General features: G+C 67.0%; 17 protein-coding genes. 6 read left to right on the top strand and 11 right to left on the bottom strand.

Features of this window, described 5'->3' with window-relative positions; genetic code table 11:
• Positions 1-54: 54 nt before the first annotated feature.
• The gene (locus ACP7C5_RS11630) at positions 55-1,062 is read left to right on the top strand and encodes a LacI family DNA-binding transcriptional regulator (RefSeq protein ID WP_426264373.1); all 1,008 of its coding nucleotides are present in this window, start codon (positions 55-57) and stop codon (positions 1,060-1,062) included.
• A 161-nt stretch (positions 1,063-1,223) separates the two neighbouring features.
• On the opposite strand, the gene ACP7C5_RS11635 is transcribed toward ACP7C5_RS11630, so the two are convergent.
• A complete protein-coding gene (locus ACP7C5_RS11635; protein ID WP_426264374.1) occupies positions 1,224-2,297 on the bottom strand; it encodes a YeiH family protein in 1,074 nt (357 codons plus the stop codon).
• 174 nt (positions 2,298-2,471) lie between these two features.
• Between ACP7C5_RS11635 and ACP7C5_RS11640 the strand changes: the two genes are divergently transcribed.
• Positions 2,472-3,713, top strand: a complete 1,242-nt coding sequence (locus tag ACP7C5_RS11640; protein ID WP_189676363.1) for an MFS transporter — start codon at positions 2,472-2,474, stop codon at positions 3,711-3,713.
• 149 nt (positions 3,714-3,862) lie between these two features.
• Here the strand turns inward: ACP7C5_RS11640 and ACP7C5_RS11645 are convergent, their stop codons facing one another.
• Together ACP7C5_RS11645 and ACP7C5_RS11650 are read right to left on the bottom strand one after the other, a co-directional pair.
• Positions 3,863-6,223, bottom strand: coding sequence for a TonB-dependent receptor (locus ACP7C5_RS11645; RefSeq protein WP_426264375.1), 2,361 nt, complete (start codon positions 6,221-6,223; stop codon positions 3,863-3,865).
• Between the two features lie 103 nt (positions 6,224-6,326).
• On the bottom strand, positions 6,327-7,403 hold the full coding sequence (locus tag ACP7C5_RS11650) for a Gfo/Idh/MocA family protein (RefSeq protein ID WP_426264613.1): 1,077 nt from the start codon (positions 7,401-7,403) through the stop codon (positions 6,327-6,329).
• Between the two features lie 35 nt (positions 7,404-7,438).
• Between ACP7C5_RS11650 and ACP7C5_RS11655 the strand changes: the two genes are divergently transcribed.
• Together ACP7C5_RS11655 and ACP7C5_RS11660 are read left to right on the top strand one after the other, a co-directional pair.
• Positions 7,439-8,347 (top strand): aldo/keto reductase, encoded by a 909-nt coding sequence (locus ACP7C5_RS11655; RefSeq protein WP_426264614.1) that lies wholly within the window; start codon positions 7,439-7,441, stop codon positions 8,345-8,347.
• Positions 8,344-9,414: an LLM class flavin-dependent oxidoreductase gene (locus ACP7C5_RS11660; protein ID WP_426264376.1), complete on the top strand. Its 1,071-nt coding sequence runs from the start codon at positions 8,344-8,346 to the stop codon at positions 9,412-9,414. The genes ACP7C5_RS11655 and ACP7C5_RS11660 overlap by 4 nt, the downstream gene beginning before the upstream one ends.
• Positions 9,415-9,610: 196 nt before the next feature.
• On the opposite strand, the gene ACP7C5_RS11665 is transcribed toward ACP7C5_RS11660, so the two are convergent.
• From ACP7C5_RS11665 to ACP7C5_RS11700, 8 genes are all read right to left on the bottom strand, one after another.
• Positions 9,611-10,630 carry an oxidoreductase gene (locus ACP7C5_RS11665; protein ID WP_426264377.1) on the bottom strand — a complete coding sequence of 340 codons (1,020 nt, stop codon included), beginning with the start codon at positions 10,628-10,630 and terminating at the stop codon, positions 9,611-9,613.
• A gap of 148 nt (positions 10,631-10,778) precedes the next feature.
• Positions 10,779-13,724 (bottom strand): TonB-dependent receptor, encoded by a 2,946-nt coding sequence (locus tag ACP7C5_RS11670; RefSeq protein ID WP_426264378.1) that lies wholly within the window; start codon positions 13,722-13,724, stop codon positions 10,779-10,781.
• A 218-nt stretch (positions 13,725-13,942) separates the two neighbouring features.
• The gene (locus ACP7C5_RS11675; protein WP_426264379.1) at positions 13,943-15,511 is read right to left on the bottom strand and encodes a carboxylesterase/lipase family protein; all 1,569 of its coding nucleotides are present in this window, start codon (positions 15,509-15,511) and stop codon (positions 13,943-13,945) included.
• Positions 15,498-16,502 carry a sugar kinase gene (locus ACP7C5_RS11680; RefSeq protein ID WP_426264380.1) on the bottom strand — a complete coding sequence of 335 codons (1,005 nt, stop codon included), beginning with the start codon at positions 16,500-16,502 and terminating at the stop codon, positions 15,498-15,500. The genes ACP7C5_RS11675 and ACP7C5_RS11680 overlap by 14 nt, the downstream gene beginning before the upstream one ends.
• A 116-nt stretch (positions 16,503-16,618) precedes the next feature.
• The gene (kduD, locus tag ACP7C5_RS11685) at positions 16,619-17,374 is read right to left on the bottom strand and encodes a 2-dehydro-3-deoxy-D-gluconate 5-dehydrogenase KduD (protein ID WP_426264381.1); all 756 of its coding nucleotides are present in this window, start codon (positions 17,372-17,374) and stop codon (positions 16,619-16,621) included.
• 118 nt (positions 17,375-17,492) lie between these two features.
• Positions 17,493-18,335, bottom strand: a complete 843-nt coding sequence (kduI, locus tag ACP7C5_RS11690) for a 5-dehydro-4-deoxy-D-glucuronate isomerase (RefSeq protein ID WP_426264382.1) — start codon at positions 18,333-18,335, stop codon at positions 17,493-17,495.
• 17 nt (positions 18,336-18,352) lie between these two features.
• Positions 18,353-19,795, bottom strand: a complete 1,443-nt coding sequence (gene uxaC, locus ACP7C5_RS11695) for a glucuronate isomerase (RefSeq protein ID WP_426264383.1) — start codon at positions 19,793-19,795, stop codon at positions 18,353-18,355.
• Positions 19,796-19,874: 79 nt separating this feature from the next.
• Positions 19,875-20,900 carry a LacI family DNA-binding transcriptional regulator gene (locus tag ACP7C5_RS11700; RefSeq protein ID WP_140850830.1) on the bottom strand — a complete coding sequence of 342 codons (1,026 nt, stop codon included), beginning with the start codon at positions 20,898-20,900 and terminating at the stop codon, positions 19,875-19,877.
• A gap of 124 nt (positions 20,901-21,024) precedes the next feature.
• Between ACP7C5_RS11700 and ACP7C5_RS11705 the strand changes: the two genes are divergently transcribed.
• Positions 21,025-22,521 carry a UxaA family hydrolase gene (locus ACP7C5_RS11705; protein WP_426264384.1) on the top strand — a complete coding sequence of 499 codons (1,497 nt, stop codon included), beginning with the start codon at positions 21,025-21,027 and terminating at the stop codon, positions 22,519-22,521.
• Positions 22,518-23,957: a mannitol dehydrogenase family protein gene (locus tag ACP7C5_RS11710; RefSeq protein WP_426264385.1), complete on the top strand. Its 1,440-nt coding sequence runs from the start codon at positions 22,518-22,520 to the stop codon at positions 23,955-23,957. The genes ACP7C5_RS11705 and ACP7C5_RS11710 overlap by 4 nt, the downstream gene beginning before the upstream one ends.
• Positions 23,958-24,007 lie beyond the last annotated feature (50 nt).

A 24,007-nucleotide genomic window follows, 5' to 3' on the forward strand; every position in this document is an offset into this window, starting at 1 on the left:
CGACCCGGCCCTGCTGCGGCACACCCCGCGGCAGGGCAATGGGGAGCCGGCATTTTGCGCGTGACGATCAAGGACGTGTCGCGAGTTTCGGGCGTATCGATCAAGACCGTCTCGCGCGTCCTCAACAAGGAGCGTTATGTCGGCGTCGAGACGCGCGCCAAGGTCGAGGCCGCGGTCGCCGAACTCAATTTCCGCCCGAGCATTGCGGCACGCTCGCTCGCTGGCAAGCGCAGTTTCCAGATCGCTTTGATCTGCGACAATCCCAGCCCCTATTATGTCTATGAGATGCAGTCGGGGATCCGCGATCGCTGCGCGCAGGACGGCGTGCGGATGATCGCGCAACCGTATGACCGCAACGCTGCGACGCTGCTCGACGATATCGAGAATCTGGTCGATGCGACGCACGTCGACGGCCTGATCCTGACCCCGCCGGTGTCGGATCACCCGCAAGTGCTCGACCTGCTCGAGCGGCGCGGCGTGCGCTTCGTTCGCGTCTCGCCGGGGAGTGCGGTCGATCTGGCGAGCTCGACCTTCATCGACAATGAGCGCGCGGCGCGCGTGATGACGGCGCATCTCCTCGAGCTCGGCCATCGCCGGATCGGCTTCATCGCGGGGCATCCAAGCTATGCGACGAGCGGGCAACGGATGCGCGGCTATGCGCGTGCGCTCGGGCAGGAGGGGCTTTCGCTCGATCCGATCCTGGTGCGCGAGGGGAGCTACGACTTCGCCTCGGGCGCACGCGCAGCGGAGGCGTTGCTCGCGCTCGACGTGCCGCCCACCGCGATCTTCGCATCGAGCGACGACATGGCGGCAGGCGTGCTGACGGTCGCGCATCGCCGCGGGCTGGCGGTGCCGGGGCAGCTTTCGGTCGCCGGGTTCGACGATGCCGCGCTTGCTGGCTTCGTCTGGCCGCCGCTCACCACGATCCGTCAGCCGACGCGCGAAATGGCGTATCAGGCCGCCGACCTGCTCCTCGCCCCCGCCGACGCGCCGATCGAGCGGCGCGAAGTGGCGTTCGAACTGATCGTGCGCGAATCGACCGGGCCGGTCGCGCAGGGCTGAGGGATCGCGCCGTATCTGCTCAAGGCGTGTGCTCTCATGCGTTCGGGCTGAGCTTGTCGAAGCCCCGCGCTCCACGCACGCCGCTCGCGAGCGGCGAAGGCCCTTCGACAGGCTCAGGGCGAACGGACGCGGGATGCACGCACCCGCGCGCTTGAAGCCCTCTAACCGATCAGCAGCAGCGCCGCCGCGAGCGCCAGGCCGAACGCCACCAGCGTCGCGATCAGGATCACCAGCAGCGGCTTGGGCCCCGCCTCGAGCAGCTGCGCGAGCGGCGAGCGGATTGCGGTCGCGGTGACCGCCGTCGCGAGCATCGCCGCGGCGATCTTTTCAGCGCTGCCCGCGACGATCGGCGGGATCACGCCGAACGAATTGATTCCGGCGAGCACGAAGAAGCCGATTACGAACCACGGCACCCCCGGCCCCTTGGCGGCACCTTCGCCGCCGCCGCCCCAGCGCGCGAGCCCCATCGCCACCACCGCGAGCACCGGCGCGAGCAACGCCACGCGCGTCAGCTTGACGATCGCGGCGATCCCGCCTGCGCCGTCCGAATAGGAATAGCCCGCGCCGAGCGCCTGCGCGACGTCGTGGATCGCCGCGCCGAGCAGGAAGCCGGCCTTGAGATCGCTCATGTGGAAAGCGTGCGCGACGAGCGGGTAAAGCATCATCGCCGAGGCACTCATCGCCGAAATGCCAACGAGCACCAGCGTCAGTTGCGCCTGCGTCGTGCGCTTCTCGCCGAGCGTCGTCGCCAGCGCCATCGCCGCACTCGCGCCGCAGATCGCGACCGACCCGCCCGCGAGGATGCCGAACGCGGTGTCGAAGCCGAAGCGTCGGGCGGCGAGGATGCCCGCGCCCATCGTCAGCGCGACGATCAGCACGACGCACAGCAAGGCGACCGGTCCGAGCGCGACGATCTGCCCGAAGGTGATCCGCACCCCGACGAGCACGATCCCCCACCGCAGCAGCGAGCGCGAGGCGAAGGCGAGGCCCGGCGTCAACCGCGCGTCGGCGCTAAGAAAATTGAGCGCGAGGCCGATCAGCAACGCCATCAGCGTCAGCGGCACGCCGTAATGATCCGACAGGAAGCCCGCGGCGAGCGTCCCCATCGCCACCACCACGAGCCCGGGGACATAGCCGCGCCAGTGATGCTTGGGCGCGGTTTCGATGTCGCCGTACAGATCGCCATAGAGATCGGCAGCCATCGGGAGCGGACGTTTCGGTTGCTTGGTCGCCATCTTGCTCCACCCTTGCGCCGCCGCGGGCTTGTCCCGCAGTCTCCCGTACACCACAGCGCTGTCTTAGGTCTTGCGATGCGGCGATCCCCGGGACAAGCCCGAGCGCAGAAGGTCTAGCCCGAAGCGCGATTATCTGACAACGCTGTCTCAAGAAAAAGATGGGAGTGGATCGGAATGGCAATCAGGGGCGGCGCAGCGCGCTGGATCATCGTCGCGATGGTGTTCGTCGCGGTGATGCTCAATTATGTCGATCGACAGATCCTCGCGTTGCTGAAGCCAACGCTCGAGGCGCAGTTCAAATGGTCCGATCAGGACTATGCGAATATGGGCACCGCCTTCCAGATCGCGACGGCGTTCGCCTTTCTCGGCACCGGCTGGTTCCTCGACCGCGTCGGCCTGCGGCTCGGCTTCGCGCTCGGCGTGCTGATCTGGAGCCTCGCGGGCATGGCGCATGCCTTTGCCACCTCGGTCCCCGCCTTCTTCGCCGCGCGCATCGTGCTCGGCATCGCCGAATCGGTCGGCACGCCGGCTGCGGTCAAATCGGCAGCGACCTATTTCAACCACAAGGACCGCCAGATCGCGCTCGGCATCGGCAACACCGCACCCAATATCGGCGCGATCATAACGCCGCTGTTCATCCCCGCGCTCGCGGTGGCGTTCGGCTGGCAGGCGGCGTTTCTGCTCGCGGGCGGGCTCGGCGTCGTGTGGGTGGTCGTGTGGTTCGGGGTCCGCATCAAGCCCGTCGCGCTCGACGCAGTCGCGCCGGCGCCAGTGCCGTGGCTGAGCGTTCTGCGCAGCCGCGAGACCGCCGCGATCGCGATCGCCAAGGTGCTGTCGGACCAAGTGTGGTTCTTCATGCTGCTGTGGCTGCCCGATCTGTTCCACCGGCTGTTCGGGCTGCCGCAGGGTACGCTCGGGCTGCCGGTGGCCTTGGTCTATGTGCTCGCGGCGTGCGGTGCGTTGACCGGCGGCTTCGTTCCGTCGCGGCTGATGGCGATGGGCTGGAGCGTCAACCGTGCGCGGAAAACCGCGATGCTGGGCTATGCCTTGCTCGTGTTGCCGGTGGTGTTCGTCCAGTCGGTGTCGAGCCCGTGGAGTGCAGCGCTGCTGCTTGGCCTCGTGCTGTTCGCGCATCAGGGCTTCTCGACCAACGTGTTCGGCGTGACGACCGACATCACCCCGGCGCGCTCGGTCGGCTCGCGGATCGGGATCGCGGCGTTCTGCGGCAATCTCTGCTCGATCGGGATGATCCAGTTCCAGGCCTATGCGCTGGCGCATGGCTGGGGCTACGCGCCGGCACTAGCGATCTGCGCCGGGTCGTATCTGGCGGCGCTGTTGGCGATCCACCTGCTGATCCCGGTGATCGTGCCGGTGGACGAGAGCGAGCGCGGCGACGGCTTGGTGGCCGCACACTAAATCCTCCCGCGCGAAGCGGGGGAGGAGGAGGATGCGCATTTAGCGAATGGTGGAGGGAGCGCCACCGCATGCGTATCGCTTGCGGAAAGCCCCCCTCCGTCAGCCTTCGGCTGCCCCCTCCCCCGCCGCGCGAGGGAGGATTTGACAGATCAGAACGTCACGCGCCCGGTCACCCCGTAATAGCGATCGGCGTCGCGCGGGATCTGGTAGCGATACGCACCGCCCGGCCCGCCATTGATGATCGACGCGGCAAAGCTCTGGTCGAACAGGTTCCGCACCTGGAAGGTCAGCTTGTAATGCTCGTCCTTGCTGACGAGCCCGGCCGACAGATTGACCAGGCCGTACGCCCCGATCGTGCCGAGCCGCCGCTGGACCGCATCGGCCGAGAACAGCCCAAGCTCGCTGCTCTGATACGAGCCCTGCGCGCCCAGCAGAATATCGGCGAACCCGCTGGTGCGCACGCGATAGTCGGCGCTGAGATTGCCCTTCCACTTCGGTGCGAAGCCAAGCGGCGTGCCGTTGGGTACCGCGGCGGCGCCCGGTGCCGGCACGCGGAAATTGTCGACATGCGCGTCGGTATAGGCAAGCCCGCCGGTCAGGCTGAGATCGCGCACCGGACGGAAGGTCGTGTCGAGCTCGACGCCGCGCGTCGAGACGTCACCCGCATTGGTGAAGCGCGTGACGACCACACCCGCGACGAGATCGGGATTGTTCGCCTGGAAATTATGATATTTGGCGTAATAGGCGGCCAGGTTGAGCGTCAGCTTGCCCCCGAAGAAGGTGTTCTTGAGCCCGATCTCGTACGAATCCGACGTCTCGGACGCGATCACGTTGGTGCCGGTTGCCGTCAGGTTGAAGAAAACGTTGAACGCCGGCCCCTTATAGCCGCGGGCGTAGGTCGCATACGCGGTCGAACCGCGCGAAATATCGAACTGGACGCCGGCCTTGCCCGACAGATTCTCGTTGGTCGCCTTGCCGCGGAACGGCACGCCGTTCGAGACACCGCCGCCAAGACCGTTATTGTATACGCCCGCGTCGAAATTGGTGTTGATGCCGGGGCCGTTGAGCGCCGTGCGGCGGATGTGGAACACGTCGAGCTGGTCGACCGTATAGCGCAACCCACCGATCACGCGGAAGCGCGACGCGATGTTGATCGTCCCCTGCCCGAACAGCGCGAAATTCTTGAACACCGATCCGAAATCGGCGGTGCCGGTCGGGAAGGTCGAGGGTGCGGCGAGCGGGCTCGAGCACGGCGTCAGCACGGTCGGCGCGGGCGTGGCCAGCGAATTGCAGACCTGATCGTTGCGCGTGAAGATCCGCTCGCTCTCGGCGCGCGAATAATAGGCCCCCAGCACATAGGTCAGGAACTGGTGCCCGGGCGAGGTCAGCCGCAATTCCTGGCTGAAGGTGTTGCCCGTCTGCGGACCGAAATCGTGCAGCTGGTTGAAGCCGATATAGGCGGCGGGCAGGAAATCGCCGTCGCGGATCTCGGTATTCTTGTAGTTGCGATAGGCGGTGATCGAGGTGACGGTCTGCGTCCCCGCCTCGATATCGGCCTGAAGCGAGAAGCCGTAGCCGGTTTCGGTCGTGCGCGTGACGAGGTTCTGGGCGAGCTCGCGCGTGTCGGCGCCGCGCGGGGTCGGCAGCACCGCGGTCGAGGCGTTGGTGGTGACGAGGCCAGTCGCGCCGTTGATCGGCCCGGTGGCGATCACCTCGCCGCAGCAATCGTCATTGTTGTGGTGATAATCGGCAATGAAGGCGAGCTTCACGTTCGGCCCGGCATCGGCATCGAGCTGCAGCCGGCCGCCATAATGTTCGAAGCCGTTGACCAGCTTGCCGTTGGCGGTGTTGCGGATGTTGCCATCGTAATTGGTGTAGAAGCCCGTCAACCGCGAGCGCACGCTGTCACCGAGCGGCACGTTGAGCACCGCGCGGCCGCGATATTCGCTGTCGGTGAAGAAGCCCGCCTCGGCATAGCCGCCGAGCGTGCTCGTCGGCTTTTTCGAGATGATGTTGATCACGCCCGCCGACGCGTTCTTGCCGAACAGCGTGCCCTGCGGCCCGCGCAGCACTTCGAGCTGATCGATGTCGACCAGATCGCCGAACGCTTCGCCCGCGCGCGCGAACACGACGCCGTCGACGACGGTCGAGATCGACGGCTCGCCCGCGATCGAGAAGGTCGAGGTGCCGACGCCGCGCAGGAACAGCGACTGGTTGAGCGTCGTCCCCGATTTGAGGAAGTTGAGCGACGGCACGAGATATTGAGCGCCCTCGAGGCTGGTCTTGCCCTGCGTGGCGAGCGCGTCGCCCGACACGACCGTCACCGCGACCGGCACGTCCTGCAGACGCTCGGAGCGCTTCTGCGCGGTGACGATGATGTCACCGGGGGCGGCGTCTTCGGGGGCAGCCGGTTCGGCTTGCGCGGCGGCTTCGGGCGCAGTCTGCGCATAGGTCGGCGTGGCGGCGAGCAACGCGAGCGTGGCGGCGCCAGTCAGGTAAAGAGCTTTCATCATCATCCCCTTCGGTAAAATCCCATCTTGGCGATGGGTATTATCGTCTTGATCGTTCTGACAGCGTGATCAGGCTTGCCAGCAGTAAAGTTGCGCTTTGCGCTCAGACTCCGAGCTCGGCCATTTCGACGACGCGATGTTCGCGCGCGCTGATCTCGGCGGCGGTGCCGATCGCGACCGCCATCATACCATCATGCGCGGTGACGTCGACTGGGCCCGCCCCGCGCACCGCAGCGTTGAAGCGCTGATGCTCGTAGAAGGTCGATCCGTGATGGCTGCCCGCGTTGAGCGCGGTCTCGTCGGTATGGACGACGCGGCGCGTCGCCTGCTTGGGATTGCGGAAGCCGACGCGCGGGGAGTGGACCAGCGCGCCCTCGGGGATCAGCACGTCGAGCCGCGCATCGCTGCCGACCGCGGTGATCTCTTCCTGATTCTCCGCGCCATCGGCGAACATCGACAGGTCGAGCATCGCGCGAACGCCGTTCGCGAAATCGACCGTCGTATAGCTGTTGTCGATGATGTCGGGCCGCTCGCCGCCATAGGTTTCGTCGAGATGGTTCACGTCCATCGCGCCCGAGCAATAGACGCGCACGGCCTCGCTCTGCGTGATCAGCCGCATCAAGTCGAAGAAGTGGCAGCATTTCTCGACCATCGTCCCGCCGGTGTTGCGGTTGAAGCGGTTCCAGTCGGCGACCTTCACCAGGAACGGAAAGCGATGCTCGCGGATCGACAGCATCTGCAATTTGCCGATCTTGCCGCCATGGATGTCGGCGATGAACTCGGCCGCGGGCGGCATGTAGCGATATTCCATCGCGGTCCAGAAGACCTTGTCGGTCTGCGCGGCGCGATCGACGATCCAGCGGCAATCGTCGAGCGTCGTCGCGAGCGGCTTCTCGCACAGGATGTGAAGCCCCGCATCGAACAGCGGCTCGAGCACCGAACGGTGCGTGAAATTGGGGCTGGCGACGATCACTGCATCGCACAGTCCGCTGCTGGCGAGCGCCTCGACCGAATCGAACGCGGTCGCCTGCGCGGCCTTGTCGCCGAGCGCGTCCTTGGCCCAGCCGAGCGACCCTGCGGCAGGATCGGCAAGCGCGGTCACTACCGCACCCGGCGTGATGGCAAGGCTGGTGATGTGCTCGACGCCCATCATTCCAGTGCCGACCAGGCCATATCGCACTTGCTCTACCACGGGATTCGCCTCATATGACAACGATGTCTGAAATCACACTTACACCCGAAATGCGTCCGCTCGGCAAGAGCGGAATCATGATCTCGCCGATTGCCTGGGGGATGTGGCGTTTCGCCGGCGTCACTCCGGCCGAGGGCAGCGCGCTGATCGAGGCGGCGTTTGCCGCTGGCGTCACGCTGTTCGACACCGCCGACATCTACGGCTTCAACGGCAGCGGCGGGTTCGGCGATGCCGAGTCGCTGCTCGGGCAGATCTTCAGCGCGACGCCGGGAATGCGCGACCGGATGGTGCTCGCTACCAAGGGCGGGATTACCCCGCCCGTGCCCTATGATTCGAGCCGCACCTATCTGATGCGAGCGCTCGAGACCTCGCTCAAGCGGCTGCAGGTCGAGCAGGTCGATCTGTACCAGATCCACCGCCCCGACATTCTCGCGCATCCGCAGGAAGTGGCGCGCACGCTCGAGGAAATGGTTTCCAGCGGCAAGGTCCGCGCGGTCGGCGTTTCGAACTACACGATCGCACAGACGCAGGCGCTCGCCGCGCTGCTGACGATTCCGCTCGCGACCGTCCAGCCCGAATTCTCGCCGCTCGAGCTCGAGCCGATCACCAACGGCCTGCTCGATCTCGCGATGGAGCGCGACATGGCCGTGCTCGCCTGGTCGCCGCTCGGCGGCGGGCGGCTTGGCGCACCCGAGGACGATCGGTCCAGGAATGTCGCAGCGGCGCTCGATGTCGTCGCCAACGCGGCGGGCGTGTCGCGCGCGGCAGCGACCTATGCGTGGATCATGGCGCACCCGGCGCGCGTGATCCCGATCGTCGGCACGCAGAATGTCGGGCGGATCGGCGAGATTGCCGACGTCTACAAGGTCAAGTTCACCCGCCAGACGTGGTACGACGTGCTCGTCGCCGCACGCGGGGAGAAGCTGCCATGAGCGCGCTCCCGCCCTGCGAGATCAGCTGGTTCTCGGCGCTGTGCGATGACGATTACGAATTTCTCGGCGTCCCCGACGCCAAGCTCAAGTCGAGCTGGGAACATTGCCGCGACATCGTGCTCCAGGCCGAAAGCGGCGGGTTCGACAATATCCTGCTCCCCTCGGGCTATCAGCTCGGCATCGACACGACCGCCTTCGCCGCGGCGATCGCACCGATGCTCAAGCGCATGGCGCTGCTGATGGCGGTGCGGATCGGCGAGACCTGGCCGCCACAGCTCGCGCGCCAGATCGCGACGATCGACCGGCTGCTTGGCGGGCGGCTCACCGTCAACATCATCTCGTCGGACATGCCCGGCGAAACGCTCGGCTCGGCGCCGCGTTATGCGCGCACGGTCGAGGCGATGCAGATCCTCAAGACGCTACTCAACGGCGAGCCGCTCGACCATGACGGCGAGTTCTGGAAATTGAAGATCGATCCGCCACGCATCGGCACCGTTTCGGGCAAGGCACCGCTGCTATACTTCGGCGGACTCTCGCCCGACGCGCGCGAAGCAGCGGCCAAGGGCTGCGACGTGTTCCTGATGTGGCCCGACAAGCAGGAAGTCGTTGCCGGCATCATCGCCGACATGACCGCGCGCGCCGCCGCGCACGGCCGCACGCTGAAGTTCGGTTACCGCGCGCATGTCATCGTCCGCGACAGCGAAGCCGAGTCGCGCACCGCCGCCGACCGCTTGCTGTCGAAGCTCGACGCTGCCGAAGGCGCGGCGATCCGGGCGAAGTCGCTCGATTCGACCTCGGCTGGCGTCGCGGCGCAGGCCGCTTTGCGCGAAGGCGCGTCGGACGACGGCTATGCCGAGGCCAATCTGTGGACCGGCGTCGGGCGTGCGCGCTCGGGCTGTGGGGCTGCGATCGTCGGCGATCCCGACCAAGTGCTCGCCAAGCTCAACGCCTATCGCAAGATGGGGATCGAGGCGTTCATCCTCTCGGGCTACCCGCATGCGGCCGAGGCGGATCTGTTCGCGCGGCATGTGCTGCCGCATATCGAACATGGGGCTTTGGCGCGCTGACAGGGGCGTCGCGCGTTCGATCGAACGGGCTGGGTTCGCGCAGAGGACGCAGAGGGGTAGGGCGCGAAGCGAGGAAGCGACTGCCAGCACGTGCGGTACGAAAGTGGGGCGGGCTGCCGCCGGCAACCCTCTCGCTCTGCGTCCGCTGCGCCTCTGCGCGAACTCAATCCACCGCCGACACGCGCAACAAGCAGGCTTAAATAGCAAGCCTCCGTCCGCCCGCGGCACTTTCGCGCGCAAGCGCGATCAAGCGCATGACCGTCAGCGCTTCCTCCGCCGGGACCGGCGCCGCCGCGCCCGTGGTGATCGCCGCCACGACCCCTTCGTAATAGCCCCGCCAGTCGCCCCGTTCGCTCGGCACCGCGCGCGCGACGCCGTCGGCATCGGTCAGCGTGCCATAAGCCTCGGGCGCATCTTCGCCGAATCCCGCCGTAGTCGGCGGCAGCCCCGCGCGCAGCACGGCTTCTTGCGGGTCGATGCCATGTTTGACGAAGCTCCCGCCCGTCCCGTGCAGCGCGAAGCGCGGCCGCGGTGCCGCGAGCAAGGTTGCCGCCGAGACGATCACCCGACGCGCGCCATAGTGCAGCGTGAGTTCGAAATAATCCTCGGTCGTCGCCGCAGCACGCTGGGCGACGAGGTCCGCAGTCAGCGCCTCGGGCATGCCGAACAGCTGCAGCGCCTGGTCGAGCAGATGCGGGCCGAGATCGTTGAGCAGCCCCGCCCCCGCGGTTTCGCGCCAGCCGGGCTTGATCGCCGGGCGAAAGCGGTCCCAGCGCAATTCGGCGAGCGCGATGTCACCGAGCGTCCCGGCATCGACCAGCGCTCGCGCGGTCAGGAAGTCGGCATCCCAGCGGCGATTGTGGAACGCCGACAGCATCAGCCCCTTCGCCTCGGCGAGCGCGATGAGCGCCGCGCCATCGGCGGGATCGGTGACGAACGGCTTGTCGATCACGACCGGCTTGCCCGCTTCGAGCGCCGCCTTGGCGAGCGGGGCATGGAGATGGTCGGGCGTGGCGATCACCACCAGGCCGATATCGGGATCGGCGAACAGCACATCGGCATCGCCCACCGCCTTCGCCTGCGGCCAGTCGCGCGCCACCGCCGCGGCACGCGAGGTCACCACCCCCGCCAGCCGCAGCCCCGGCACCGCGCTGATCAACGGCGCATGGAAGGAGGCTCCGGCGAGCCCGTACCCGATCAGTCCGACATCAATCATCATACTCTCCTAGCCGAGCCGCCGCGCCCGTGCCCAGACCGGAAGCGGTCGACAAACCCGCGACCGTCGAGCCGCGGCGCGCGCCCGAAACAAAAACGGACGATGCCGAACCCAGCACCGTCCGCGAGGGGAGGAAACGCGCTCTAGGTCAGAGCTTCATGCGCGCGCCGAAAATGATCGTGCGGCCGAAATGGTTGTTCTCGTAATTCCGGTTCGCATCGAGATCGGTATAGCGATCGCGATAGGTATCGGTGAGGTTGGTGCCCTCGATCGACAGCTCGAGCCATTTGGTGAAGCGATAGCGCACCGACGCATCGATATTGGTCGTGGCGTTATAGCCTTCGAACACGTTGCCGGTGCCGCTATTCTGGTCGACATACGGCCCGCGATAGCTGATCGAGCCGCGCGCGCTGAACTTGCTGTCCTCATAATAGAGCGTGCCGTTAAACGCCTTTTTCGACAGCCCGAACAGCGTCGAGGTCCGCTGCACCGCGGCCGGCGCGACGAGCCGGCAGGTGAACTGCGTCGCGCACACCAGCGTCGATGGCCCGACCACGCCGTAGCTCGCCGTGCTGTCGATGAAGGTCGCGTTGGCGATCCCACCGAAATTCTTGAGGAAGCCCGGCAGGAATTTGAACGGCGCCTGCACCGACAGCTCGATCCCCTTGAGCGATGCCCCGGTCCCGTTGATCGTGTTCGAGACGGTGTAGAGCTGGGTCGGATCGTTCCGGATGTAGCCAGCCGAGCTCGGCAGCAGCACGTCGCGCGTCAGCCCCGCCTCGGCGAGCGTCTGCGTGACGCTGTTCGACACCGGGAAACTGTCGATCGATTTCTTGAACACCGCGACCGATGCGATCGACTGCGGCGCGAAATACCATTCGATCGCAAGATCATAGGCAGTCGCGCGGAACGGATCGAGGAACGGGTTGCCGTTGGTGATCCGGAAGTTGTTGCCATCGGCCGAGCCGCCTGGCGTTAGATTGCCGAGCGTGGGACGAGTCATCACCTTGGCGACCGCGCCGCGCACGATGATGTTCTCGGTCGGATACAGCGCCACGTTAAGCGATGGCAGCCAGTCGTCATAATCGCGCTTCACCGTCAGCGTCGCGCTGTTGATGATTCCGGTCGAGACCTGATTGGTCTTTGCATAGCGCACGCCTGCGTTGAAGGCGTAGCGCAGGCCGAAAAGCTCGCCCTTGGTGTCGAACTCGAGATAGGCGCCCTTGACCTCTTCCGAGACGCTGCGCGTGTTGCCCGGATCGACGACCGGGGTCCGGCTGTAGAGGTTGGTGTAGGCCGCCGCCGCAGGAATGTTGGCGATGGCAAATTGCGTGGTCGTACCCGCCGGCTGCCCGGCCGAACCGAGGCTTACGATATCGGCCAATGCCGAGGTCACCGGGAAGCCGTACACCGACCCCGGCGCGATCGCGCTCGTCGGCGAGCAGTTCAGCGTGCCGAGTACGAGATCCTTGCCGCCATTGCCGCACACCACGGTGTCGCGGGTGAAGCCGGCGGTATCGAAGCTGAATTTGCGATAGACGCCGCCCGCCTTGATCTGGAAACCCTCGGCGACGTCCCATTCGCCGCGCAGCTGCGCGGTGCGGAACTTGTTGACCGTATCGGACGGGCGATCGCGGATTTCGGAGAGCTGGTAGCTGGTCGGATCGGCGACATTGCCGCCGAAGGTCAGCTTCGGGCTCCTCATGTTGGTATAGTCGTACTGATACCCCTGCGCCGCCTTGTTATCGAACAGGATAGTGGTCTCGACCGGAATGCTTGCATCCGACTTCGACACGCCGCCGAGCAGCGTGAAGCGGAGTTTATCGGTGACATCCTGATCCCACGTGCCGCCGATCTGGTAGAATTCGGTGCTCGACTTGCGCAGATAATGTTCGTTGCGGTTGTAGGCGTCATTGAGCGTCGAGGAGATCAGATTGTTGTTCGCGTCATAGACCGGATTGACCAAGTCGATCGACCGCTCGTTGCTCCGCAAAAGCACCTCGACCCATTGCTCCTCGCGCGTTTCCTTGAACTTCGAATAGAGCCCGTCGATCGAGATTTTGGTCTTCTCGGTCGGCGCGAACTGGACGCTCCCAGTAAGCCCGAGCCGCTCGCGGTTGTGCTTGATCACCCCGTAGCGCGGGATGCGCGGGTGGAACGCCAGCGATGCCTTGTCGCACACCGCGCTCGAGCGGTAGACGCCGCCGCTGTTCGCCGCGGGCGTGGTGAAGACCTGCGCCGCCCCCGTACCGCTCGTATTGTAATAGCACGGCGTGCCGTTGACCGAATCGAACTGCGCCTGCGCCCAGCGCGTCGTGTTGTTGCCGAGCTCAAGCGTATCGAGCTTCGAATAGGCGCCCGAAACCGATGCGCCGAAGGTGCCGGCATCGTTGCGCCACGACAGCAGGCCAGCGACCCGGGGGCCGGTCGTCTTCGACAGTGTATTGTACGATCCCTGCACCGACAGCGCGCCGGTGAATCCGGCCTTCTTGCCGCCGAGCGGGTTGCCGGTGTTGAGATCGACGACAGCGCCGAGCGAGCCTTCGTCGAGCGAAGCTTCGGCGGTCTTGTGGACGACGAGCGAGCTGAACAGCTCCGAGGCGAAGACGTTGAAATCAAACGCGCGGTCGCGGTTGGCGCTCGCGCCGTCGGTCGAGGTCGCGACTGTCTCCATCCCGTTGACGCGGACGCGGGTGAATTGCGCGCCGAGGCCGCGCACGGTGATCGCGCGGCCTTCGCCCGCGTCGCGCTGGATCGAGATGCCGGGGATGCGCTGGAGCGACTCGGCGAGGTTCTGATCGGGGAATTTGGCGATGTCTTCGGCGACGATCGAATCGACCGCGGCAACCGAATTCTTCTTCACGTTGAGCGCCGCCTGGAGCGACTGGCGGAAGCCGGTGACGACGATGTCCTGCCCGGTCGCATCGGCGGCCGTGTCGGCAGCCTGGCTTTCGACCGGGGGCGCGCCAACCGGCTGCGCGGGCGAACCCGGCGCGGCTTGCGCCAGCGCGGCGGCGGGGAGCAGCAAGGCGGTGACGATCGCGCCGACCGAGACACCGTGCTGCAGCTTCAGGCCCTTGGAAAGCGTGCTCATTTCTCATCCCCCCTAACCGCCATGCGTCGTCGCGCGGCGGTGATTGACACCGGTTGCTGGGCCGGCTCCGCGGTGGAGCGTCGGATCAGCGAACAGGAGAGGAAAATGCGCGCCTGTGCGGCGCATGGCACCTCTCCTGCCCGACGGTCGCTCTGCGGCGATCTCGTCCTGACGCTTAAATGTCGCCTTTGGTAACCGGTGTCAACGCCGTTTTTGAGTCAGCTCCCCGGCTGGATATAGGGCACGCGCGCAAACAGTTCGCGCTGCCAGCGGCGGGGATCGTCGGCGCGCTGCGACACCGCATCGATCATCATCGTCGCGCGCTGCGTCAGGTCGTAGCGCGGCCAGGCGGGCAAGCCGGCATGGTTGGGATCGCCGCTCTTGGCGAGTGCGACGAAACTGTCCTGCAGCGCCTGCGATGCAGCGCGCGCGTCAGCGCCCGTGCCCGTCTGCGACCCGCGTGCACCGAGCGTCCCGAACACCAGCGGGATGTCCATCGTATGGAAGGCGCCGCGCCGCGGATCGGTGCGCGACCCGAAATTGACTTGATAGACCCAGGCCGGCGCCCCGGCACGCGCACGCGCCTCGGCCTCGATCACTTGCCCGCGCCAGCTCCGCCCCGCCGTGGTCGCGCCGTAGAACACGTCGACCGGCGACCAATCGGGGAAATGCGCGCGATATTCGGACACGACCCATTCGGGAAGCACATCGATCCGCAATTCGGGCGCCATCCGCGCGGCGATATTGTCCCAGCTGAGGCCCTTTAATTTGGGACCGTCGATCGCGATGAAACCCCGCGTCTCGTCGCGGACATTGCCGAGGATCAGCGGAATGCCGAGCCCCTGCGGATTGGCGTCGGGCCAGAACGGGTGCCGCACCAGCCATTTCATGTCGAGCACCGGCCCGAAATAGACCCCGCCGCCGAGGATCGGATCGGTCGCGTCGAGCGCGGCGACGAGCCGTTCGGGCGGCATGGCGAGCAATGGCGCGAGGTTGCGCTCGTCGACCCCGAGCTTGGCGAGATAGGCGCGTGTACGCGCCGTCGCGTTGAGCGGGCCCGAGGCGGTGACTTGCTGCCCGCTCATCGTCGCGGCACGCTGGAACAGGCCGCGTGCGGCGGGCATCCCCAGCATTGTGGCGATCTTCGCGCCGCCACCCGATTGGCCGAACACCATCACGCGGTTCGGGTCGCCGCCGAATGCCGCGATATTGTCGCGTACCCATTTGAGCGCGAGGATCAGATCGAGCTGCCCGGCATTGCCGCTGTCGGCAAAGCGCGGATCGAGCCGCGCGAGATAGAGATAGCCGAGCGCATTGAGCCGGTGGTTGACCGTGACGACGACGACATCGGCGCGCGCCGCAAGCGTCGCACCGTCGTTGAGCGGATCGGTGACGCTGCCGTTCGAATAGGCCCCGCCATGGATGTAGAGCAGCACCGGCTTCGCGCGCGCCGCGCCCGGGCCGGTCCAGATGTTGAGGAACAGGCAGTCCTCGGATTGCGCGCCGTAGCCGGTTCCGCTCTGCGGCGCGACCGGGCCGAACTGATCGGCGCGGTGGACGTCGCTGCCGTAGCGGAACGGCGTCGGCGCGCGAAAGCGCTCGGCGCGGCCGTAGCGGATGCCGCGATACGCAACCGTAGTGCCGTCCCGGACGCCCTCGAAGCGGCCGGCCTGACACGCAATGCGCGTCGCGGCTGGTCCCGCCGCGCGCAACCCGCTCGCCCCGAGCGCCAGCGTCGCCGCGCCGCTGCCGAGCAGCGTGCGGCGCGTCAGCTCAGCGGCGGACATCGAGCCCGCCCGCCAGATACGCATCGATATCGGACTGGCGGAACAAGGAAGCATCGCCCGGCAGCGAATGCTTCAGCGCGGCGAGCGCGAGGCCAGTCCTGGCCGCCTCGCCAATGTCGCCACCGCGCCGCAAGGCGTGGAGCACGCCGGCGGCAAACGCATCGCCGCCACCGATCCGGTCGACGATCCCGGCGAGCACGACTTCCTCGGTCTGCGCATGCCCCTCGCGCGTATCGATCCGCGCCGACAGGCGGTGGAGGTCGACATGTTCGACATGCCGCGCGGTCGAGGCGATCGTCTGGAGCTTGGGAAAGGCCGCGAACGCCGCGTCGACGGCTTCGCGTCGGCGATCCTCGCCATCGCTGCCGAAGTCGCGATCGAGCAGCAGCGCGATGTCGCGGTGGTTGCCGAACATGAGGTCGGCATGCGCGACCAATTGCGTGAGGATACCGCGCGGGTCGCTGTCCCAGCGCTCCCACAATTTGCCGCGCCAATTGCCGTCGAACGAGATCGCGATGCCCTTGGCCGCCGCCGCTTCCGCCGCGGCGATCGCGCTGGCGGCGGGGACAGGTCCGAGCGCGGGGGTGATGCCCGACAGATGCAGCCGATCGACACCGTCGAGCAGCGCATCCCAGTCCCACGCTTCGGTCGGGGTTTCGGCAAAGGAGGAATAGGCGCGGTCGTAGATCACTTCGGTCGCGCGCAGGCCCGCGCCCGAGGTGACGAAATACAATCCCATCCGCTCGCCGCGCAGCAGGATGCCCTTGGTGTCGACCCCCGACCCGCGCAGGCTGGTCAGCGCGGCGCGGCCGAGATCGTTGTCGGGCACCGCACTCGCGACCGCAACGTCGTGGCCGAGCCGGGCGAGTGCGCTCGCGACATTGGCCTCGGCGCCCGCGATCCACACGTCGAGCTTGGGGGTCTGCATCAACAGCTCGCGCCCCGGCGGCGACAGACGCAGCATGAGTTCGCCGAAAGCCAGAAACGTCATGTCACCCAATCCCCAACCGTCACCCCGGCCTCGTGCCGGGGTCCACTCCTAAACTCGACCCCACGCGTGCGGCACGGTGGACCCCGGGACAAGCCCGGGGTGACAGTCGCGGCTCTTTACCGTGCGAGCCAGCCGCCATCGACCGCAAGGATATGCCCTTGCACATAGGCCGCCGCCGCACTGCACAGAAACACCGCCGCGCCGCCGAGATCGCTCGCATCGCCCCATTTGCCCGCCGGAATGCGCTCGAGGATCGAGCGGTTGCGGCTTTCGTCGGCTTGCAGCGCCGCGGTGTTGTTGGTGGCGATGTAGCCAGGGGCGATCGCGTTGACGTTGATCCCCTTGCCCGCCCATTCGTTGGCGAGCAGCTTGGTGAGGCCGCCGATCCCGCTCTTCGACGCAGTGTAGCTCGGCACGCGAATGCCGCCCTGGAAGGTCAGCATCGAGGCGATGTTGACGATCTTGCCGCCGCCGTTGGCGATCATGTGGCGCCCGGCCGCCTGGCACAGGAAGAACACCGACTTTAGGTTGGTGTCGATCACCGCGTCCCAATCCGCCTCGGTGAAATCGACCGCGTCGGCGCGGCGAATGATACCGGCATTGTTGATGAGAATGTCGAGCCCGCCGAGCTTTTCCACGGTTTCGTCCACGACTCTTTGCACAGGCGCGATCGTCGAGAGATCGGCCGAGACGATTTCGGCGCGGCGCCCGAGCGCGCGGATCTGCGCCACGGTCTCCTCGGCGGGGGTGCGGCCGACACAGGCGACGTCGGCGCCCGCCGCGGCAAGCGCGACGGCGATCGCCTGGCCGATGCCGGTATTGGCGCCGGTGACGATGGCGACCTTGTCGGTGAGATCGAAGGGATTGGTCATTGTTCTTCTCCTCCCCTCCCGCGTGCGGGAGGGGCTAGGGGAGGGAATGGAGAGGGCGCGCTCCTTTGCGACTGCCCTCCCCCCGCCCCTCCCGCAAGCGGGAGGGGAGCAGGCTGCGCTACGCCAGCTGGCAGATATCCAGCACGTTCATGTCGGTATAATCCTGGTTCTCGCCCGCCATCGCCCAGATGAAAGCGTACGCCTTGGTGCCCGACCCCATATGGATCGACCACGGCGGCGAGATCACCGCCTCCTCGTTCGCCATCACGATGTGACGGGTCGCTTCACCCTCGCCCATGTAATGGAACACGCGATCCTTCTCGAGATCGTCGAGCTCGAAGTAGAAATAGATTTCGCTGCGGCGCTCGTGGATGTGCGGCGGCATCGTGTTCCACACCGAGCCCGGCTTGAGCACGGTCAGGCCCATCACCAGCTGCGCGCTGTCGCAGATGCCGGGAATGACCATCTGGAAGATCGTCCGCTCGTTCGACTCGGCGAGGCTACCACGCTCGAGCGCGGTCGCATCCTTGGTCGAGATCAGCTTGGTCGTGAACGCCTTGTGCGCCGGGCACGACGCCAGATAGAAGCGCGCGCCGTCGCCCGAAAACTGCACGTCCTTCGCGCCCATCGTCACATACAGGCAATCCTTGTTGCCGAGCGTGAACGCCTCGCCATCGACGGTGACGGTGCCCCCGGCCTTGCCGACATTGACGATCGCCAGTTCGCGGCGCTCGAGGAAGGGATGCCCCGCCGCCGAGGCCGGTTCCGTCTGGTCGGGCAGCTTGACCGCGCCGCCCGCCACCGCGACGCCGCCGATCACGAAGCGCTCGGCATGCGTGTAATTGAGCACGCATTCGCCCGCGCGGAACAGGTCCTGGATCAAATAGCGATCGCGCAATTCGTCATTCGAGACGCATTCCATCATGTCGGGATGCGTGGCGTAATAGGTACGGTCGAACATGGGGAGGCTCTCCGGGGTCAGGCCGCTTTGGCGGCGGCTTCGGGTTGGTCGATACGGTAGGCGCGGCGGACGAGGCCGCTGGTCAGCTCGTGCGCGAGCTCGACGGCTTCCCAATCCTCGAGCCGGTGCTCGGCGACGAGCTGCGCGAGGAAGCCGCAATCGATCCGCCGCGCGACATCGTGCCGCGCTGGGATCGACAGGAAGGCGCGCGTGTCGTCGTTGAAGCCGACGGTGTTGTAGAAACCTGCGGTCTCGGTGGTCATCTCGCGGAAGCGCCGCATCCCCTCGGGGCTGTCATGGAACCACCACGACGGCCCGAGCTTGAGGCACGGATAATGCCCGGCGAGCGGCGCCAATTCTCGCGCGTAGACGCTTTCGTCGAGCGTGAAGAGGATGATCGACAGCGCGGTCGAGGTGCCGAAGCGATCGAGCAGCGGTTTCAGCGCATTGACGTAATCGGTGCGCATCGGAATGTCGGCGCCCTTGTCGCGGCCGTGGCTCGCGAACAGGCCGGCATTGTGGTTGCGGAAACTCCCCGGGTGGAGCTGCATCACCATCCCGTCCTCGACCGACATCGCCGCCATCTCGGTCAGCATCTGCGCGCGGAACAGCTCGGCATCGGCCGGGGTCCAGCTGCCGCCGACGATCTTTGCAAACAGCGCCTCGGCCTCATGCGGCGTCAGGTTGGCGGTGGCGGCGGTCGGATGGCCGTGGTCGGTCGCGGTCGCACCCGCCGCGCGGAAATCGGCGCGGCGCTTGCGGTGCGCGGCGAGATAGCCGGTCCAGCTATGGACGTCCTCGCCGGTCAGTTCGGCGAAGCGCGTCATCGCGCGACCGAATTGCTCATGCTCGACGTCGATCACGCCATCGGGGCGATACGTCGTGACGACACGGCCCTGCCAGCCCGACGCGCGGATCCGGTGATGCGCGCCGAGATCATCCTGCGGACCTTCGGTCGTCGCGAGGAAATCGATCTTGAAGCGATCGAACAGCGCGCGCGGCCGGAACGCCGCGCTGGCAAGCTTCTCGGCGATCGTGTCGTAATACAGATCTGCGGTGGTCGCATCGAGCGCGACGTCGAAGCCGAACACCTCGGCAAAGACATGGTCGAGCCAGAGGCGCGACGGCGTGCCGCGGAAGAGATGCACGTTCTGCGCGAACAGCCGCCACGCTTCGCGCGGATCGGTCGCGGGGACGCCCGCGCGGCTCGGGATCGCCAGCGCGTCGAGGTCGACGCCCTGGCTGTAGAGCATGCGGAAGATGTAATGATCGGGCGCGAGCAGCAGCGCGGTGGCGTCGCTCCAGGCTGCGTCGTCGGCGAACCAGCCGGCATCGGTGTGGCCGTGCGGGCTGACGATCGGCAGGTCGGCGATTTCGGCATACAGCGTGCGCGCGATCGCGCGCGTCGCGGGGTCGCTCGGGAAGAGGCGATCGGGGTTCAGGTCGAGTGGTCGTGGCATCATCATCTCCCTCCCCGCTTGTCTTTGCGGGCTTGGTAACCGGTGTCAGGGTGCGTCGCAAGATCGCGCCGCAAATTCGCTAATGGCTTGGCGCCGCCACCGACGCGCGGCGGATCAGCGTCGACAGGAAGAGCGAGGGCTCCTCGACGATATCCTCGCCGTCGAGCCCTGCGGTCAATTTGAGTGCGGCGGAGCGCGCCATCGAAGCGATCGGCCAGCGCACCGTCGTCAGCGGCGGCCAGACATGCGCGGCAACGGGCGTATCGTCGAACCCGACGATCGACAGATCCTTCGGGATATCGAGCCCGCGTTGCCGCGCGGCGTGCATCACGCCCGCCGCCATCTCGTCGTTGCACGCGAAGATCGCGGTCGGACGCGGCATCAGGTCGAGCAGCCGCTCGGCCGCGGTCAGCCCCGATTCGAAGGTGTACGTACCGTCGGCAATCATGCTGCGCGGCAAGGCGATTCCGGCATCGGCGAGCGCTTGCTCGAAGCCCAATCGCCGCTCGCGCGCCGAGCGGAAGCCGTGCGGCCCGGCGATCAGCCCGATCCGGCGATGCCCCTGCGCGATGAGATATTCGGTCGCGCCGCGCACCGCCTCGCAATCGTTCGACGCGACCATGTGATCGTCATCGTCGAGCCGCGCCGAGCCCATGCGGACATAGCGACAGCCGATCTCGGCGCACAGCTTGGCGATCGTGTCGTTCTCGCTGATCGGCGGGAGCAGGACGAGCCCGAACAGCCGTTGACGCTCGAGGAAATGGCGCAGATCGACCAGCATCGTCGCCGATCCGCGATCGACCGGGCGCACCACCAGCTCGAATTCGGTGCCGTGCAGCGCTTCGAGAATGCCCTGCTGGACGTTCATCACCATCTGCGCGTTGGGATTGTCGTGGACGAGCCCGATCAGGAAATTGCGCCGCAGCGCCAATGCGCGCGCCTGCGGATTGGGGATGTAGGCGAGCTCGGCGATGACATCCTCGACACGGCGGCGCGTATCGTCGTTGAGCAGCGGCGAGCGGTTGATCACCCGGCTGACGGTCTTCTTCGAAACGCCCGCGATCCGCGCGACATCGTTGATCGTCGTTTGTCCGCTGCTCTTCATCGGCCATGACATAATCGCCCCGGGGCGGGCTTGGCTAGTGGCCTGACCAAAACACGGGCAAGCCTTGCCAAGCGCGCGCGCGCTGGGGCACAGCGCTGATACCGGTTACCGAAAGACCTTTGCCGTGCCAAAAGCGCTTCTGATCCATCCCGACGACACCGTGGCGACGCTGGTCGAGCCCGCGTTTGCCGGCGATACGCTCACCTTCGGAACGCAGCAGGTGACGGCGCTGGCCGACACACCGAGCGGCCACAAGATCGCCATTCTGCCGATCGCCAAGGGCGCTCCCGTGATCAAGTTCGGCTTCCCGATCGGCACCGCCACCGCCGACATCGCGGTCGGCGCGCACGTCCATGCGCACAATCTTGCGACCGCGCTCGACGGGACGCTCGACTATCGCTTCACGCCCGGCGCAGTCGCCTCGCCGCCGGCCGAGCCAGACGACGCGACCTTCCAGGGCTATGTCCGCGCCGACGGCCGAGTCGCGACACGCAACGAAATCTGGGTGCTGCCGACCGTCGGCTGCGTCGCGCGCACCGCAACGCGAATCGCCGCGCTCGCCGATGCGGCGCTGGCAGACGCGAGCGGCGACGGCGCGATCGACGGCGTCCACGCCTTCACGCACCCGTTCGGCTGTTCGCAGCTTGGCGACGATCTCGACGGGACGCGCAGCATCCTCGCCGCGCTTGCCTGCCATCCCAATGCCGGTGGCGTGCTGATCGTCGGGCTCGGCTGCGAATCGAACCAGATCGCCGCGTTGCTCGAGGAAATCCCGGCGGCGCGGCGCCCGATGGTGCGCACGCTGGTGACGCAGCTTGCTGGCGACGAAATCGACGAAGGCGTCGCCAAGGTCGCCGAGCTCGTCGCGCTCGCGCGCGCCGAGCGCAGCACGGTCGGGCTCGACCGCCTCGTGCTGGGCGTGAAGTGCGGCGGGTCGGACGGGCTGTCGGGGCTGACCGCCAACCCGCTCGTCGGGCGGATCAGCGAGCGCGTCGTCGCGGCGGGCGGCAGCGTGGTGCTGACCGAAATCCCCGAAATGTTCGGCGCCGAGCGCCTGCTGATGGACCGCGCGGTCGATGAGCGCGTGTTCGACGGGATCGTCACGATGGTCAACGATTTCAAACGCTACTTCCTCGACCATAATGAGCCCGTTTCGGAGAACCCCTCCCCAGGCAACATCGCGGGCGGGATCACTACGCTCGAGGAGAAATCGCTTGGCGCGGTGCAGAAGGCGGGCCGCGCGGCGGTGTCGCAGGTGCTCGGCTATGGCGGGCGGGTTTCGGCGACGGGGCTGACGCTGCTCGAAGCGCCGGGCAACGACGCCGTATCATGCACCGCGCTCGCCGCAGCAGGGGCGACGGCGATCCTGTTCACGACCGGCCGGGGCACGCCGCTCGGCTTCCCCGTGCCGACGCTCAAGATTGCGTCGAACAGCGATCTCGCGACGCGGAAACCCGGCTGGATCGACTTCGACGCCGGCGCGGTGCTCGAGCACGGTTTCGCGCCGGTTGCCGAAGCGCTTGCCACGACGCTATGCGCGATCGCCTCAGGGGCTGCGACCGCGGCCGAACGCAATGGCGAGCGCGAGATCGCAATCTGGAAACGGGGTGTCACGCTGTGAACCGACTTGAGTATGCCGCGCTCGACGCGCTCCCCGCCGCGATCGCCCGCCCCGCGCGCACCGCCCCGCCTGCCACCGGGATTGTCCATTTCGGCCCGGGCGCGTTCCACCGCGCGCACCAGGCGAGCTATATCGACACGCTGCTCGATGGCGACCCGAGCTGGGGAATCGCCGCGGTCTCGCTGCGCAGCGCTGGCACGGTCGAGGCGCTGTCGGCGCAGCAGGGGCTCTACACGCTCGCGATTCGCGATGCCGCGCCAGGCTTCCGCGTGATCGGCGCGCATAGCCGCTTCCTCGGCCCCGACGATGCTGCAGAAACGCAGGCGCTGCTCGCCGATGCCGAGGTGAAGCTCGTCACGACGACGGTGACCGAGAAGGGCTATTGCCTCGCAGCCGATGGCAGCCTCGATCTTGCGCATCCCGACGTGGTGCACGATCTCGCCGCGCCGGCAGTACCACGCAGCGTGATCGGCTGGATCGTCGGCGGCCTCGCCGCACGGCGCGCGGCGGGCACCCCGCCCTTCGTGATGATGCCGTGCGACAATCTCGCCAATAACGGCGCCAAGGTGAAGGCCGCGCTGGTGGCGTTCGCCGCCACGACCGACGCCGATCTTGCCGCCTGGATCGAGGCGCAGGTGCTCGTCCCCGGGACGATGGTCGATTCGATCACGCCCGCCACCGACGCGGCCTTGTACGAAACCGTCGCCGCCGCGCTTGGCGTAGAGGACCGCGCCGCGGTCCAGCGCGAAGCCTTCACGCAATGGGTGATCGAGGATGTCGGCTCCCCCGTCTGCGCCGCGCTCGCGCGCGCCGGGGCGACGCTGACCGATAACGTCGCGGGCTATGAACAGGCCAAGTTGCGCGTGCTCAACGGGTCGCATTCGACGCTCGCTTATGCCGGGTTGCTGCGCGGCCATGCCAGCGTGTCCGAGGCGATGGGCGACGCCGCGCTCGCGAGCTTCGTCGATGCGATGATCCGCGAAGACATCATCCCGACGCTGCAGCCGGTCGCCGGGCTCGACCATAATGCGTACCGCGAAGCCGTGCTCGCGCGGTTCCGCAACCCCGCGATCGTCCACCGGCTCGACCAGATCGCCGCCGATGGCAGCCAGAAGATCCCGTATCGGCTCGGCGACACGCTCGCGGCGCATCGTGCGCGCGGCGAAATGCCACAGCATGTCGTCATCGCGCTTGGCTGCTGGGTCGCCTTCCTGATGCAGCGCGCACGTGCCGGCGTGCCGATCCTCGACCCGGCGGCCGCCGCACTCGCCACCGCCGCTGCCGAGGGTGGCGCCGCGACCGTGCTCGATCGGCTGATCGCCGCAAATCTTGGTTTTTCGGGCGAATTGGCCGGCGATCCCGCCGCCGTCGCAGCGATTGCCGTCGCCGCACAGGCGGCATTCGATGGCGATTGGGCGATGCTTTCGTCCGATTGAGCGCCGGGCGCGACGCGATCCGTCGCACCCCCTCTTGTCAATGACACCGG

The organism is Sphingomonas sp. PWP1-2 (assembly GCF_049898305.1).
GTDB classification, from domain to species: Bacteria; Pseudomonadota; Alphaproteobacteria; order Sphingomonadales; family Sphingomonadaceae; genus Sphingomonas; species Sphingomonas glacialis.

What these genes read in the sequence shown, in the direction of transcription:
- kduD (WP_426264381.1), bottom strand. Translation starts at nt 17,374, where the DNA reads ATGACCAATCCCTTCGATCTCACCGACAAGGTCGCCATCGTCACCGGC.
- ACP7C5_RS11655 (WP_426264614.1), top strand. Translation starts at nt 7,439, where the DNA reads ATGTCTGAAATCACACTTACACCCGAAATGCGTCCGCTCGGCAAGAGC.
- ACP7C5_RS11680 (WP_426264380.1), bottom strand. Translation starts at nt 16,502, where the DNA reads ATGACGTTTCTGGCTTTCGGCGAACTCATGCTGCGTCTGTCGCCGCCG.
- ACP7C5_RS11675 (WP_426264379.1), bottom strand. Translation starts at nt 15,511, where the DNA reads ATGTCCGCCGCTGAGCTGACGCGCCGCACGCTGCTCGGCAGCGGCGCG.
- ACP7C5_RS11665 (WP_426264377.1), bottom strand. Translation starts at nt 10,630, where the DNA reads ATGATTGATGTCGGACTGATCGGGTACGGGCTCGCCGGAGCCTCCTTC.
- uxaC (WP_426264383.1), bottom strand. Translation starts at nt 19,795, where the DNA reads ATGCCACGACCACTCGACCTGAACCCCGATCGCCTCTTCCCGAGCGAC.
- ACP7C5_RS11660 (WP_426264376.1), top strand. Translation starts at nt 8,344, where the DNA reads ATGAGCGCGCTCCCGCCCTGCGAGATCAGCTGGTTCTCGGCGCTGTGC.
- ACP7C5_RS11670 (WP_426264378.1), bottom strand. Translation starts at nt 13,724, where the DNA reads ATGAGCACGCTTTCCAAGGGCCTGAAGCTGCAGCACGGTGTCTCGGTC.
- ACP7C5_RS11700 (WP_140850830.1), bottom strand. Translation starts at nt 20,900, where the DNA reads ATGAAGAGCAGCGGACAAACGACGATCAACGATGTCGCGCGGATCGCG.
- kduI (WP_426264382.1), bottom strand. Translation starts at nt 18,335, where the DNA reads ATGTTCGACCGTACCTATTACGCCACGCATCCCGACATGATGGAATGC.
- ACP7C5_RS11635 (WP_426264374.1), bottom strand. Translation starts at nt 2,297, where the DNA reads ATGGCGACCAAGCAACCGAAACGTCCGCTCCCGATGGCTGCCGATCTC.
- ACP7C5_RS11640 (WP_189676363.1), top strand. Translation starts at nt 2,472, where the DNA reads ATGGCAATCAGGGGCGGCGCAGCGCGCTGGATCATCGTCGCGATGGTG.
- ACP7C5_RS11645 (WP_426264375.1), bottom strand. Translation starts at nt 6,223, where the DNA reads ATGAAAGCTCTTTACCTGACTGGCGCCGCCACGCTCGCGTTGCTCGCC.